15 protein-coding genes and 1 pseudogene are annotated in these 14,510 nt (G+C 47.8%); 5 read left to right on the top strand and 11 right to left on the bottom strand.

All coding sequences use genetic code 11. The annotated features are described in order from the left end of the window. Nucleotides 1–13: 13 nt before the first annotated feature. The 5 genes from K7B67_RS08750 to K7B67_RS08770 all read right to left on the bottom strand — a co-directional run bounded on the left by K7B67_RS08750 (nucleotide 14) and on the right by K7B67_RS08770 (nucleotide 7,037). Nucleotides 14–1,183, bottom strand: coding sequence for a cation:proton antiporter (locus tag K7B67_RS08750; RefSeq protein ID WP_252179966.1), 1,170 nt, complete (start codon nucleotides 1,181–1,183; stop codon nucleotides 14–16). 318 nt (nucleotides 1,184–1,501) lie between these two features. After that, entirely contained in the window at nucleotides 1,502–1,702 is a 201-nt protein-coding gene (locus K7B67_RS08755; protein WP_252179967.1) for a DUF2970 domain-containing protein, read from the bottom strand. Nucleotides 1,703–1,762: 60 nt separating this feature from the next. Further along, on the bottom strand, nucleotides 1,763–3,358 hold the full coding sequence (locus K7B67_RS08760; RefSeq protein WP_252179968.1) for a hypothetical protein: 1,596 nt from the start codon (nucleotides 3,356–3,358) through the stop codon (nucleotides 1,763–1,765). Between the two features lie 33 nt (nucleotides 3,359–3,391). Then, complete coding sequence (locus K7B67_RS08765) at nucleotides 3,392–4,816, bottom strand: hypothetical protein (protein WP_252179969.1); 1,425 nt, start codon at nucleotides 4,814–4,816, stop codon at nucleotides 3,392–3,394. Nucleotides 4,817–5,075: 259 nt separating this feature from the next. Then, nucleotides 5,076–7,037: a cation:proton antiporter gene (locus tag K7B67_RS08770; RefSeq protein WP_252179970.1), complete on the bottom strand. Its 1,962-nt coding sequence runs from the start codon at nucleotides 7,035–7,037 to the stop codon at nucleotides 5,076–5,078. A 137-nt stretch (nucleotides 7,038–7,174) separates the two neighbouring features. Between K7B67_RS08770 and K7B67_RS08775 the strand changes: the two genes are divergently transcribed. Continuing rightward, nucleotides 7,175–7,438, top strand: coding sequence for a glutaredoxin family protein (locus tag K7B67_RS08775; RefSeq protein WP_252179971.1), 264 nt, complete (start codon nucleotides 7,175–7,177; stop codon nucleotides 7,436–7,438). Nucleotides 7,439–7,455: 17 nt separating this feature from the next. Here K7B67_RS08775 and K7B67_RS08780 read toward each other — a convergent pair whose 3' ends face one another. Then, nucleotides 7,456–7,668, bottom strand: coding sequence for a CopG family transcriptional regulator (locus K7B67_RS08780; protein ID WP_252179972.1), 213 nt, complete (start codon nucleotides 7,666–7,668; stop codon nucleotides 7,456–7,458). A 179-nt stretch (nucleotides 7,669–7,847) separates the two neighbouring features. On the opposite strand from K7B67_RS08780, the gene K7B67_RS08785 reads away from it, so the two are divergent. Beyond that, on the top strand, nucleotides 7,848–8,735 hold the full coding sequence (locus tag K7B67_RS08785) for a cation diffusion facilitator family transporter (RefSeq protein ID WP_252179973.1): 888 nt from the start codon (nucleotides 7,848–7,850) through the stop codon (nucleotides 8,733–8,735). Here the strand turns inward: K7B67_RS08785 and K7B67_RS08790 are convergent. Together K7B67_RS08790 and K7B67_RS08795 are read right to left on the bottom strand one after the other, a co-directional pair. After that, nucleotides 8,710–9,516, bottom strand: coding sequence for a TatD family hydrolase (locus K7B67_RS08790; protein ID WP_252179974.1), 807 nt, complete (start codon nucleotides 9,514–9,516; stop codon nucleotides 8,710–8,712). The genes K7B67_RS08785 and K7B67_RS08790 overlap by 26 nt on opposite strands. 172 nt (nucleotides 9,517–9,688) lie before the next feature. Further along, nucleotides 9,689–10,936, bottom strand: coding sequence for a hypothetical protein (locus tag K7B67_RS08795; protein ID WP_252179975.1), 1,248 nt, complete (start codon nucleotides 10,934–10,936; stop codon nucleotides 9,689–9,691). Between the two features lie 124 nt (nucleotides 10,937–11,060). Between K7B67_RS08795 and K7B67_RS08800 the strand changes: the two genes are divergently transcribed. Next, a complete protein-coding gene (locus K7B67_RS08800; RefSeq protein WP_252179976.1) occupies nucleotides 11,061–11,624 on the top strand; it encodes a hypothetical protein in 564 nt (187 codons plus the stop codon). Nucleotides 11,625–11,761: 137 nt separating this feature from the next. Continuing rightward, complete coding sequence (locus tag K7B67_RS08805) at nucleotides 11,762–12,010, top strand: hypothetical protein (protein ID WP_252179977.1); 249 nt, start codon at nucleotides 11,762–11,764, stop codon at nucleotides 12,008–12,010. 1,402 nt (nucleotides 12,011–13,412) lie between these two features. On the opposite strand, the gene K7B67_RS08810 is transcribed toward K7B67_RS08805, so the two are convergent. Together K7B67_RS08810 and K7B67_RS08815 are read right to left on the bottom strand one after the other, a co-directional pair. Next, nucleotides 13,413–13,688 carry a type II toxin-antitoxin system RelE/ParE family toxin gene (locus K7B67_RS08810; RefSeq protein ID WP_252179978.1) on the bottom strand — a complete coding sequence of 92 codons (276 nt, stop codon included), beginning with the start codon at nucleotides 13,686–13,688 and terminating at the stop codon, nucleotides 13,413–13,415. Continuing rightward, entirely contained in the window at nucleotides 13,688–13,957 is a 270-nt protein-coding gene (locus K7B67_RS08815) for a ribbon-helix-helix domain-containing protein (protein ID WP_252179979.1), read from the bottom strand. Before K7B67_RS08815 ends, K7B67_RS08810 begins: the two co-directional genes overlap by 1 nt. A gap of 121 nt (nucleotides 13,958–14,078) precedes the next feature. Between K7B67_RS08815 and K7B67_RS08820 the strand changes: the two are divergent. Then, nucleotides 14,079–14,192: pseudogene (locus K7B67_RS08820) on the top strand (helix-turn-helix domain-containing protein); the annotation flags it as partial. 11 nt (nucleotides 14,193–14,203) lie between these two features. Here K7B67_RS08820 and K7B67_RS08825 read toward each other — a convergent pair. Further along, nucleotides 14,204–14,482 (bottom strand): type II toxin-antitoxin system RelB/DinJ family antitoxin, encoded by a 279-nt coding sequence (locus K7B67_RS08825; protein WP_252179980.1) that lies wholly within the window; start codon nucleotides 14,480–14,482, stop codon nucleotides 14,204–14,206. Nucleotides 14,483–14,510: the final 28 nt, after the last annotated feature.

A 14,510-nucleotide genomic window follows, 5' to 3' on the forward strand; every position in this document is an offset into this window, starting at 1 on the left:
TCTTCAGTCTGTTTTAGTCCCTTCTCAGTTTTTCTGATACCGCTATGGGCGATTCAAAATTAAACACCACGACATAGGAAGAGATGATCAACGTCATGATGGCAGTAGCTTGTACGACATGGGCTGCAATCTCGCCCATCAGCATCTGTCCTGCTGCCAGCACCGCGATCAGAATAGAGAATTCACTGGTTTGGCCCAGCCTGAACCCCACCTCCCAGGCTGTTGATTTTTTCTCATTGACTCTCAGTAAGACACCAAATGTGGCCGGTTTCAGAAGCAAACAGATGATAGTCATAATAACCGCCGGCAGCCACACATCACCAAACAGATTCAGGTTAAAGCTGGCACCGATTGAGAAGAAGAACAGAACCAGAAAAAAATCTCTCAAAGGCTTGAGGTTAATAGCGATGTACTGGGAGATGGGACTAGTAGCAATGCTGACTCCGGCAATAAAAGCGCCAATTTCGTAGGAAAGATGTAAAGCATGGGCCAGTTCAGCGAAGCCAAGACACCAGCCAATGGCTAACAGAAACATATATTCGTGAAACCGGTCGAAGCGTGCCATTAATGGCAAGAGTGCATAACGAACCGCCAGAAAAGCCACAGCGATGATCATGGGTAGTGCGGCGAGGGCCATCAGAACATCCACTTTGCTGTTGGCTAATCCGCCATCAAAGTTGTAGAGCAACAGCAGAACCAGAATCGCCAGCAGATCCTGCAAAAGCAGCAGGCTAACAAGAATTTCCCCGGTATGCTTATGGTGCAGTACCGTCGTTGGCAGCAATTTGATACCAATGATGGTACTGGAGAACATCATTGTCGCACCGGTGATCATGGCTTCGTTTTGAGTGAAGCCAAATGCCAGCCCCAGGCCATAACCCATAAGTGCAAAAATGATAGAACTGACCAATCCTACCGTTGCTGTTTTCTTAAGCAGGTGACCGAGATGACTGGGCTGCATATCCAGTCCCAGCAAAAACAGCAAAAATATAATGCCAACGTGAGCAATATCATTCAAAAGCCCTGTATCCGTGACCAGCTCCATGCCATAAGGGCCCAGAAAAGCACCCAATACAATGTAGGCGACCAGCAGAGGCTGACGGGTAAATAACGCAGCAGTAGCGAGTATTGCAGCACCACTGAAAATAAGAAAAAAAGAGAATAGCAGGGAACCACTTTCCATTAGACTCGCCAAATAAATGATTGTGTGTAGAAGGACTATTCCAGTCCACATTTTGACCGACACTAAAAAACCAAGTATATACCCAAGGCTATGAATCAGGTAAAGAAGATAAAGTCAGGACCGCCGACACAGTGGCGGGGCTTGCCCGAAAGGCAATAATCAGCTAGCTTGGAGTGGCTCCATCAAATAACTGATTAAGAGGAAGTGGGATGGCTCAGGGAAAACCGATGAAAGACAGCACTGCCGATGCGATTGCGGCTATTTCAATCGTAATGCTGATTGTTGTTACCACTGTGTACTGGGTCAGTCATCAATAGCTCACTCGAACTGACCCAGCACCAGCTTCACCACCAGCAGTAAAATCAGAATAAAAACAAGCGTTCCTATCACGCCGGCGATGACGAAGTGCGCCGGTTTACCCTGTGAAAAATCACGTTCTCTGTTTTTTTCACTTTGTACACCAAATGCCGACGCCAGAACGCTATGTAATGTTGACCGAAAGCCCGTACCCTTTGCCATAATAATCTTCTGTGCTGTAAACCTCTCCCATCTTATGGCATTACAGGGCGACGATAAAGATTACCTTAAAGTCGTTGTATGAAAGTAAAGCTCAAACCATGTCATAACAGCGGTGCTTGCCAGAATCATCAAATACTTTGAATAACGGAAACTGAATCCAGACGCAAAGGCTTTGCTGAATGAATAATTACTGTAACTCATAAAAAGAGCGCCAATCGTTAAGGCAGTATACCGGGAAAGGTCGCTGGCGCCCTGAGCTATCAGATATTTATCGACACCGTCAACCAAGGCATATCCGGCTCCTTTTATGTAATGTCCACCGCATACCGTCATTCCCAGGGCATTAAATGCTTTGCCCATGGCAACCTGTGTGATCGCTGATGGAATATAAGAAAGGCCAGATGTTACTTTTTTGGCTGGTTCCAGTGCTGTGGCGGGAACAATGGTGGTATCAGCTTCTCCCAGGATACGATGGAAGAATAATTGCAGGCAGACACCACTGACACTGATCGAGCAGGACAGCAAATGGTCTGCCGGTACAGCCTTCAATATATGGTTGGCGTAGTTATTCCCCGTAAAAGCGGATACCAGTAACTTGGTCCCGTAGGGAAGGGCTATTACCAGACTGGTGAACAGCGAAGATTTCATTTTATGAATATCGTCGTCGGTTTCGTTGGTAAATACGTTCTGGCTTGCAAACTCGTTAATCGCTTTGGTTGCGATGTTTGCGAACAGCTTCCAGGCATAGAACATCCGAAGATCCGATGCGGTCATTTCTTTTTTGTTCAGAACCAGCTTATCCCAGTAGTGTACATAAGTGCCATAAATAGCAAGGGCCAGAGCGTAGCCGGTGGCATCTAGCTGAGGTGAGACATAAGCCATGCCATGGTCCCTGATCAAAGCCGGTAGCATATCGCCAGCAGCAAGGGTTTCTGCCAATATCTGGGCGTTAGAGAAATGCCCGTAATATCCGTCAGTGGTATCAACGGGGCCTGACTGGAACAGCAGGACATTGAACAGCCTTAGAAGTATATAAAGCGATTGACCTGAGTAGTAAACAATATTATCCCGTATAACCAGATTGTCTCCAGTCTCTTGATTTCGATAGACATGAACTTTTTCTATCCAATCTGGTTCAAGTTCGGGCAGATCTGGTTCCTGTATTGAGGCCGTTTCTGTTTCTATAGCCGGTTTCGATGAATGATCAGGCTCTGCAACGGGTTTTGCCCCCAGGAGCACTGTCAATCGCATGATCTCTACCAGCTGTTTTGATGATTCTTTTTGACTGAACAGATAAATCTCAACATCACATTTGCGACTTTGTCGATTACAAGGAGCCCGAATTTCATGATCCAGACTTCTTTCCTTAAGCTGGCCGGGTAATGTCACCTCCAGAAATTGTCTTGCCTCTTTCGAATCCATATCCGGTAGCTCAGTGATAATAAATTCTCCGGATTCCTGCTGCTTTTGAGTTTTAATACCAAAGTACTGCTGTTGTAACCAGTCAGCATTGATGTTCATTTCCGTGTCAAACTCAAAATTCGAGTCAGAAGCTAAATGAGGGTCGCTGAAATTCGAGTTTGATTGAGCAATACCAAAAGGAGTGAGGCAAGCCAATAAAACCAGAAAAAAGAGCTGCTTGATCAGTGATTGCATGGAGCATCCTTAATAACAGAAACGCCCAGATGGTTATGGGTCAGGATGGATGGGACTTTTAGTTCTTGGTTTACACACGTAGTCGTAATTGCCCATTAGGGTGTGCCCAAGTGCCAATATCTTTCCTACAGCAGGGTAAGAATGACTGACCAGCGCAGAACCACCCTCATAGATCATGATTAACCCGGAGCCTTGAAACAGGTTCGTCATGGGTAATCCACGGAAATAATAAAGGTTCAGGAGGAGCGAACCTGCCGTAACAGTTCCTCCCAAGGTAAGCCCCGCCGCATCTTTGGCGGCAGGGTGATTGAACAGATTTCGACCCAGAGTAATCGCCATTTCACCACCCACCAGCCCAGCTGCTTCAATACTATTGGTTACATAAATTCCCCAGGGTAAGCCGATGGAGAGTTTCGAGAAGGCCAGACCGCTGATACTGGCCAAAGAGACAGAAGCTATCCCTTTACATATAACCAGTTTTTCTGACTCTTCGTAGTGGGCATGGGGTAAAACCTGATCAAAGTTTGCCATGCAGTAATTTTCAAGAGAGCCCACGGTTTCATAGGCGGCACTGATCATCAGGCCTGCCGGGAGTGCTACATGAAAGTATTTGCGACCAACATAATCAGCCATCGCCCATGAATATTGCTCAATATCCCTGGCGTTTATACCGTCCATGGCAGCAGAGTTAAGCAGACCCGTATTAACCACGCCAGCAAGAGCGGCAATATAGAGAAAGGTTACATCTCTTGATGCCGCCGCAGTGGCTTCGTAGTCTGTATAACCCCTGCTCAGGTAGTTATTCTTTAATTGAATTCTCAGGGCTGCCGCCATATTGCTGGTAACACCGATGGATTTAGCTCCGATGGCAAAATTTTCCAATACATTCACACCGGGGCCCGGAGACGGGTTTTTGGCATTATAAATTTCAGCAAGCAGGTTGAGTCCTGCAAATGAGAGGCCTGTTATGGCATGACCGGCCACTGGTTCTTCCTTGTAGCGCAGTGTGCTGTTGCTATTTGTCGTTGCTGTGCGATCGTCCACTTTTTCAACATCACGGTATTGTGCAGGAGGCAGGGCGTATTCATTGGTGAGGGTAGCCTGGGGAATAGACCAGGAAAGAAGGGCAACCAGATTCAATAGAAAAACAGGTTTGTGCCAGTAATTATTAGGATCGACTCCACCTTCTGTTGAACGGGTCAAAGCGGTTCCCAATAATGCAAAACCAGCAAACTTGATTAATGAGGTCGATGGCAGATCTTTAAAATAATTAAAGTTAGTCTCGTAGTCATTGCAGAAAAAAGGTTCTTCCTGCTGAATGAGAATTGCATTCTGAGGGGGTTCTGCCTTATGAGCACCGAAGCCGGCTTCCATTCCCGGATAGTGGGGAGGCATATAAAATTCAAGCAAAACGGCGTGGCTATTGGTAGGTTTAATAATCAGAATCAACGTCAGCATAAAACACATAGAGAGAGACCACTGAGTCGATCGAGTAACCATATATTCACCTGTATTATATAGATTTCTGTTAACTGCCTGTTTTTTTTCTAATAGTCCTTTGCGTGATCATTATAGTGTCTTTTCAAATGTTTATTAGGTTGTTCTTGTATCATATTGAAATTAATGAGCTTATTTTTATTATTTATATGATTATTCCTATCGTCAGACAGTGATCTCACTTGAAAACAGCAGCCCCTATTTCAGGGCTGCCAAAAGATCAGATAAGGTTTTTTTCAGATTGCTGCATCGGTGCAAGTGGACCTGTGAGAATAACAATATCGTCTTGTTCCAGGGCATCCACATCGGCCGGATCCAGACTTTGACCACCCCGTTTCACTTCAACAACAGACACATCGGGTTCAAGCGGTAAATCGCAAGGATTCAATCCTTCACAGGAATTACCGCGGCAAACGTTAACGGCATGGCGTAAAGAAGTTTCCTCACTGTCCACCAGAACATCTTCATAGCCCGGGTAGTAACCATTGAGGATGTCGTACTGTTGTTCTCTGGCTTTATGAATCTTGCCCCTGACCTGATTGCGATCCATGCCCAGCATTAACAGGACATGCTTCACGATCAACAAACTGGATTCGAGTACTTCAGGAATAACCGCTGTGGCACCCGCGTCTTTCAACGTGCCTGTCAGACTGTCATCCTGAGTTCGGACCAGAATGGGAATGTCCTGGTAATGAGAACGAATCGTTTTGACGATTTCCAGGGCATTCTCACTGCGATCGATGCAGATAATCACCTGTCTGGCGCGGTTCAAACCAACGGACTCCAACAGCTCCAGTCGACGGGAATCACCATAAAAGACCGGTTCGCCTGCCAGCCCGGCTTCATGAACATGCAGAGGGTCATTATCTATGGCGACAAAGGCCAGCTTTTCCTGCCCGAGGAATCGACTGATCGTCTGGCCCACCCGACCGTAACCGCAAATAAGCGTATGCTGCCTGATGTGAGAGACCTGTTGCTCAATATCGCCCTGGTCAATTTGAGACTGCATAGCTTCTTGTTTCTTATAAAGGAAGTTGACGATTTTGCTGCTGTTTCTGATCAGCAGTGGTGCCAGGATCATGGAAAGAATAGTGATGGCCAGCACTACGGAAGCTCTTTCTCCGCCTGTCTGGCCATATTGAGTCGCCAGAGCAATCAGGGCAAAACAGAATTCGCCCCCTTGAGCCAGAGTCAGGCCGGTTTTAAGCGAAATGCTTTTTTTCTCTTTCAGCATTCTTGCCAAAAGCGTAATGACCCCCAGTTTGAAGATCACCAGACCCACTGTACCCAGGATAATCGCAGGCCAGAATACCAACAGGATATTCAGATCCAGCATCAGCCCGACGGAGACAAAGAACAGCCCCAGTAAAATATCCCGGAAAGGCCGGATATCGGCTTCCACCTGATGTTTATAGTTACTTTCTCCCATCATCATGCCGGCAATAAAGCCACCCAGGGCCATAGATAAACCCAGGACATGGGTTAACCAGGCTGCCATCAGGGCAATCATGAGAGCGGTCAATACAAACAACTCTTCAGAACGAGTCCTTGCCACTTCGTTAAAGACTCTCGGTAACACCCATTTACCAACAGCCATCATCATAAGCACAAAAAGAAGGCCTTTAGCCAAAGCCATGCTGATGGTGGTGAAGACGGATTTATCACCCGCACCTGCCAGCGCCGGCACCAGAATCAGGAACAGAACCGCGGCAATGTCCTGGAACAGCAACACGCCAATGGCCATCTGGCCCTGACGACTGCGGATTTCATTACTTTGGGTCAACTCTTTAGAAACAATCGCAGTAGAAGACAGAGCCAGGGCTGCGGCAACGATCAGGGCTTCTTTTACCGACGTTCCAACCACCAGCAGCACTGCAAATATACCGGCACCACACAAAAGGACCTGCCCACCCCCAAGCCCGAACACTTCTCGCTTCATGGACTTGATTCGCTTGAGCGAAAACTCAAGACCCAGGGTAAACAGCAGGAACACCACGCCAATTTCGGCCAGCAGACTGATATCAAAGCTATGGTCAATCAGTCCCGTGGCGGTGGGGCCAACCACGATGCCTACCGCCAGATAGCCGAGGCTCTCTGGTAAATTCAGGCGATGAAACAGCGCAATGGCTCCCACGGAGAGAGCCAGAATTAACATCAATTGATTGAAAAAGGTAAAATCCATGGTTTTCAGGCCTGATTGTTCTTTTTGACGGTGAAAGTTCAGCGATCCCAGCTCCAAAGCACTTCAATCGTTTGGGATGAGCCGGATGAACCGTTACAATTGTATCCGACTTAGTCTTCCGCTGTTCAGGAAAATTTGTGTTGCACTTATCTCTCTATACCACATCGGGTTGTCACCTGTGTGATCACGCCGAAGAATTCCTTAATATTCTCGGCCAACACCCACAACTTCATAATCAATTCCGGTGGTCAACGGTTGAAATCAGTACATCCGATGATTTGATTGAACGATATGGCGTCAGAATCCCGGTGATCGCTTCTGAAAAGGGGGACGAGATAGGCTGGCCATTTGCGATGGAGCAGCTCGGTGAGTGGATTTTTAACCAACTACGTTCACCCTGAGCGGAGTGGAAGGGCGCTCACTTAGGAATCTCCGCATCTTCTCCGGCTTCAAGTTTGGCTAGCCAGGCATCTGCCTCTTCAAACGTCAAGTGCTTGCCATTTTCCTGATAGACTTCCCACGCATTGAGGGCATCCTGCTTGAAGGCTTCTTTCTTTTCCTCACAAGCAACATAGTGGCGAATTGCCTCGCACATAATCCAGTGGGCTGATCGGTGTGAAGTGGTGGCCATGCTTTTCTCCTTTGGTGTTAAAAGGTGTTGCCTATTAATACTGCACCACTTCAACAGGATGTAAAGAAAACCCTCATTTTTTTGAACACCTCGAAGTAAGGCTTAGCTGCACTAGGATTTTCAGTGCCGTTTCAGTATTCTGAAACAAAAAGTCAGCTTATTTAACATTGATGGATCGTATGTCTACACCCCATAAAAAAATATCCGACAACCACGAACAGTTGATGAAGCTGGCTTCGATCGCCTCTGTCGCGACAGCCGCTATCCTCATATTGGTTAAAATGGCCGCCTGGTTTATGACCGGCTCTCTGAGCGTCCTGGCTACTTTGCTGGATTCAGTCATGGATGTGATTGCCTCGGTGATCACCCTGGTGGCGGTCAGAATCGCCCTTGAACCCGCCGACGCAGAGCATCGATTTGGCCATGGCAAAGCAGAGTATCTCGCTGTTCTGGCACAATCAGCCTTTATTTCCGGCTCTGCCATTATTCTGTTTCTCAGTGCGACAGATCAATTGTTAGGGGAGGGCGGGAGCGTTGACAATGAATCAGTGGGCATAACCGTCATACTTTTCTCGATTGTGACGACTCTCATACTCCTGTTGATACAAACTTATGTCGTAAAGAAAACCGGATCGGCCGCCATTGCCGCAGACGCCATACATTACCGGGTAGACCTGCTCACCAACGTATCGGTCATTATTGCGCTCTACGGGGCCAGTCAGGGTTATTTCTATCTTGATCCGGGGTTTGCGCTTCTGATATCGATTTACATGCTGCTCAGTGTCGGCAAAATGGCATGGGCTGCGATTCAACAGCTTATGGACCACTCATTACCAGAGCAGCAGGTTCAGGACATTGAGCGTATTGTGCTGGCTATTGAAGGGGTTCAGGGCATTCATGAGATGAGAACCCGCATTTCCGGTCAGGTTCCCTTTATCCAGATGCACATCGATCTTGATGGTGACCAAAGCCTGCACGAAGCCCATGATATTGGCCAGGCAGCGGAAGATGCCATTATGACGTTCCTTCCCAATGCCGATGTCATTGTCCATCTGGATCCAAATTGAAAAAGCTTCTGGCCGTTTCTGATGTCTCTCTGGCCACTTGCTCATCGCTTTTTCCCGTTTGCTCAGCAATGGTTTTCACTACCCAGGATAAATAAGCAGGCTCATTTCTTTTGTTCTTTGGTTTTTTGCCCATGCTTCTGGGCAAAAGCCAGGGGGCATCCGTTTCTATCATCAAACGGTTTGCGGGAATATCTTTCAATAATGGCAGCAGGTGAGTGCCACGCCTTTCATCACAGACCCAGCCGGTGATACCAATGTGCAGATCCAGATCAAGGTATTTATACAGTGCTTTTTTATCAGCGGTAAAACAGTGAACCACCAGCCCATTAATAGAATCCCTGAACTCTCTGGCAATGGCTGCAAAACGATCTGCGGCATCACGCTCATGGCAGAAAGCGGGAAGCCCTGATTCAGCGGCCAGTTGTAGCTGTTGCTGGAAAACCGTTTCCTGAATCGGTCTGGGAGAAAAATCCCGATTGAAGTCCAGGCCCATTTCACCGGCAGCGACCACTTGTGGCGCTTTAAACAGGTCCTTCAGTGTTTGATAACAGGACTCCGTGGCGTTTTTGGCGTCGTGAGGATGAATCCCTGCCGTTGAATAGCAGTGGCCTGAATACTGTTGGGCTAGTTCCAAAGCGTGCTGAGACTCATCAACAGAGGTTCCCGTAAGAATCATCGTCTGCACGCCAGCTTCAATGGCACGCTCCACGACTTCGTCCCGATCCTTTGAAAACTGCTTATCGGTGAGGTTGACACCGATGTCTATCAGGTTGGGCTTCATCGTTTTACCTTAACTGGATACCGCCTACTGCCAGTACCCGAGGGCATAAATGCGGGGAGGAATGTTGTCATGTTCAGGATTCCCTGGAAAAATTACAGAGCCAATAATAGGACAGTGCCAATAATAGGACAGAGTAGCTATGATCCACAAACCTGTAGTGACTGCGCTTGTGTTACAGATTCAGCAACATGGCCAGGGTGGCCATGACACCCAAACCCATAGTCACAGCAGTGGTACCCGCTGCTGAAGTGGAGGGCGTGACTGGCTGACAGACTTCTGTGTCAAAGAGCAATTGGCCTTCGAGGTGGCTCAGTCCGGAGCAGGCCGTGGCAACGGAATTCTTTATGGCTGTCCAGGTATTTGTCAGCCGACTGCTTCCAAGTGTATTGGGCGTTGACGAGGCAACGGTTGAACTGACAATGTCGTCGCACACGTTTGTCACTTCTCCCGGTGTTTTCAGAGGTACTTGCAAGCTGAATTGTTTTTGGGGTTGCCACCATGGAATAACTGCCTGCAGGTGGTTACAGGCCAGGGTAAGACCAAGCTGCCCCCTGACGGTTATCGCTGTTTGTGTTGCCCGGATCTGATTGCCAGCCAGGAAAAAAGCCGGGGAGGTTACTGGTTTTGCAGGCCCTTCAAGAACGAGTCCCCCGTCGGAGGATGAGGCATTGGCAATATCTATCTTGTTTTTGAACACCTTAATATGGGTTCCGGACGCAAGCCTGAACTCACCCGCCTTTGCCATATAGCCCTCAAATGTGTTGCCAATAACAGACAACTGCCCTGACTGACTTGTGATGGCAGGAAGGTTAATCCATAGCCCTTGATTGGGAATCACGTGGGTAGAACGTTTGGCGATAACCGGGTTGGACTCTTTACCGATGATCCTGTTATTAGCGAACCGCAATGCCGGCCCCTGAAGCCAGTCAGCAGCAGAGGCATCCAGGGACTGCCGGCAATCAAGGGCAGTGGCTGCCCGGAAAGGAGAATGAAACCGGTTATTTTCAATAATCAGTTTCCGGTTAGAGCACTCTGCAAAAACAATGGCGTCAAGGGGGTCGCGTTTATCATTGCCGGTGGGTCGGAAAGTAATGTGTTTGATATGACTGCCTTTGGTCTCACCATACTGGAAGTTTTTAGCAGTTCCAACCCTGATCAAATGCCTGTGTTTAAATTCTGGCCGATCCCTGATGACGATTTCAAAGCCGTCGTCAGCTGCGCCAATCATGTCCTGACCGTTCTTTAGAATTATTTCGTGGTCAGTAAAGTACTCGACCGGGATTTTACCTGTAATAGAGGTAGCCGATGGCGAAGGCATCACTCCGGGGTGGGTGTCGGAAGAAAACAATAGAACAGTGTTCTCGGGAATGTGTGTGATTAACTCACTTAAATCTTGTGCCGGGTCGGCACTAAGAACCATACACTGTCGTCCACTCACCAGGTCTTTATATTGGTCTAGCCGCCGTTGAACGCCCGCAGACTGCCCTATAAGAAAATCGCATAAGAAAAGCTGAGGAGGGCTGCTGGTACTGGCAGTAGTGGGTGTGCTGGTACTTGAAGGGGTGAACATGCCCGGACTGGTAGCAACGGACGCGGAAGCGGCAGGAGCAGACCTGCTTGGACAAACAGGGCAGGCAGAAGCCGACACGCTTGGACAGGTGGGAACGGACACACTTGGGCAGGCGGGACAGACAGAAGGCGACACACTTGGACAAGTGGGAACGGACACACTTGGGCAGATAGGACAGGTAGAAGCCGACACACTTGGACAAACAGGAACGGACACGCTTGGACAGGTAGGAACCGACACACTTGGACAAACAGGAACGGACACGCTTGGACAGGTAGAAGCCGACACACTTGGGCAAACAGGAACGGACACGCTTGGACAGGTAGGAACCGACACACTTGGACAAACAGGAACGGACACGCTTGGACAGGTAGGAACCGACACACTTGGACAAACAGGAACGGACACGCTTGGACAGGTAGAAGCCGACACACTTGGGCAAACAGGAACCGACACGCTTGGACAGGTAGGAACGGACACGCTTGGACCAGGGGGGACTCGGACTGGACAGGCGACACAGTTAAAGAAGAAGAATTGATTTTCAACGTTAACCAAGCCATCGCAGGCAGTAGCACAAGGGTTATTGCTTCTGGCAGTCCAGGTATTGTTGAGTGATCTTGGGTTGCATTCAGCTTGCAGCAGTGATGGCTGAATGGCTTCCAGAGTGAGATTACTTTGAGTTTGTTTCCAAGGCTGGTAAGAATTCAGGTTATTACAGGCAAAGTCCAGATCCATATGTCCCGAGAGAACGATAGCTGTGCCTGTCACTGTGACATTATTGTTGGCCACTTTATAGTGAACACGACCTTTATTAGCGTCTACGGGACCTGCAAATGTAAAACCACTTCGTTGTATTGCTCGCCCATTTCCAGTCGATACTTCACCGGTATTGCCAATGTTGATAGTGTTTCTGAAGACACCTAAATTGCTTCCGTGGCCAAGATAAAACTGACCTGCTGCTGACATGTTGCCCTGGAATGTGTTCCCATCAACAAAGAGCCGGGTTGTATGGTTCGCAATAAAAGGAAAATCAATCAATATTCCTTGCTCGGGAATATAGGCTGTTGAGTTTTTTGTGAAGCTTTGGCCTGTGATCGTGTTTCCTTTGATCCTCATGTACGGGCCCCGGCGGCTGGCACTGAGGCTGGCATCCAGAGGTTGATGACAAACAACGTTAATGGCTCCCAGCTCGGCTTTACCCGTTTCGAATTTGTTGTTATCTATCCCCAGTCCCCGGTTAAAGCATTTTATGTTGATAATGCTGGAAAAAGTCCCCGCGGATGCTGGTTTGAAGGTAATGAACTTTATGTTACTAGGTTTTTTTTTCGAATAATCGAAGCTGCTGGAACTTCCGAACTCGACCATTGTTTGGGCTGTAGACCCTGCCCGGTTCTCGATGACGACTTGAAGACCGTCATTAGGAGCCCCAAAAAGGGCTTGAGCGTACTTCAAATGGATGGGGCCACTAATATAGTGCTTAGACAAGTTGTCCCCACCCGGTCTCGCTCTATGCCAAGCACGGGAGCCAAGTATTATAATGGTGTCCTCGGGAATAGCTGCTACCAGCTCATTTATATTTACCGAGTTTTCGGGTTCACGAACCACACAACTCCGTTTCCGTTGGGAAGAAAGCCCACTGGCTTCAAAAAATTTCTTCACCCCCTGATTATGACGATTACTAAGATAACGACTATAGCATGTCTGCCTATTGAACGAGGGTGCTGCCCGAGCGCTCCGACCCCCAAACGATGATGCATCAGTACTTTCAATAGAGGACGAACCATCACTGGCAGTAGAGAGCAAGCTGGTAAGGTTAGCGAGAGGAATGCTTGAATTGGTAGGCAAGAGCTGAGCCTGTAAGCTCAGAGCTGGTAGCAGGAAGACAGTAGCGATTAACGAAACCAGGTAATGCTTCAACTTCTTCATCACGTACAAGACTCCTTGGAAAAGCTATCAGGTTACAGAGCCAATAACCCGAACAGGGCGGTTATGATCCCCATAGCCGAAGTGGCTGAAGGCGGAGACTTTGATGCAGCGAAGACTGTGATGCAGTCACCCAGTGTCGTGTGGTTGGTATGAACAGCTGGCAGACTTCCTCGCTAAAAAACAATAGACCCTCTATGTTGTTCAGTCCAGAACAGGCAGCTGTAAAGTAATTCTTGCAAAGGCCTGTTCGCAGCACTCAAAAGCACACCTTCGAATACCTGGTTAACGGCGAAGCAGTGCTCTGGTACGGTAGCTCCTCTGGCCGGTTACCAAAAGATTTTCAGGACTATCTAAACGACACCGGTAAAAAGCGTATAGATTGCGTTGTGGGCTGAAAAACTCATCGCTCTTCACGTGTATGCCAGAACCTCAAAATATAAATGGTTGAGTGCTGGATTTCATAGCGCATTTCATATTGTCCGATTAGAACCCTTCTGACTTCTCTGGGGTCAAAAGCTTCAACTCTTTCACCGAGCCTTGGATTTTCCAACAGAATCGCAGGGCCGGATGTCAAAGACTGAACTGTTTTAGCTGCGGCCTGCTTATTCACAAGAGCTAAAAAATCATACAGTCGCGATAAATCAGAGAGTGCTTTACTCGTCCAATTAATTTCCATTAGCGCGGCACCGGTAGGGGGTTTTCAGTTCCAAGACTTTCTGCCCATTCTTGAACGGCCTGATGATCAATCACAGCATTTGCGTCTACGTCTGCCAGAGCTTCTCGGGTTAGCCTGTCCCGCTCCTCTTCCTGGTCAATCCAGGCGGATAGAGCCTGTTTGATAATCCACCCCCTTGATCGCTCAAGTCTCTGTGCAAGCTGCTCTACTTTTTCAGCCAAGGACAATGGCACATGGGCAGTAAGTACCTTTGTATCTGTTTGAGCCATGATTAGAATCCTCATTATGCTTTAATAACTATGAAAAATAGTGATTAATTGTGATTAAGTCAATAGCATTATCAGATGTGATTAGTTTTGGTGTCCGGCCTGCAAAATTGCTTTTAAAGTCAAAGACACCAATGTTAGTGAATTATGTCGAGAATTGGGCGTATCCCGTCAAACACTTTATCGTTACGTCGGGCCTGATGGTGAATTGAGGGATTATGGCAAGCAGGTTCTTGGACATATTCCAGGCTATACATCATTCACCTTCCCGTCAGTCAGCTCATTAATTAAAGCACTGACGGTTTCGGCGCTGTGACCTTTGCCTTCATCCAGTTCTTTCATCGCAGCCACCGAGGTTTTATTGGGCTGCTGAACTCGCAGTTCAAAGGGGATTCCACCGTGATTGATTACCGCCTTGGCAAAGAGATTAATAGCCTGAGAAGTACTTAAACCAACGGCTTCGCAGATATTAGTAAAGGCAGCCTTAGTATCGTGATCAATACGGGCACTGAGCGTTTCTTGCCTCATGTTTTACTCTCCATAGGTTAAATATGTA

The organism is Endozoicomonas sp. 4G, assembly GCF_023822025.1.
Classification (GTDB): Bacteria; Pseudomonadota; Gammaproteobacteria; order Pseudomonadales; family Endozoicomonadaceae; genus Endozoicomonas_A.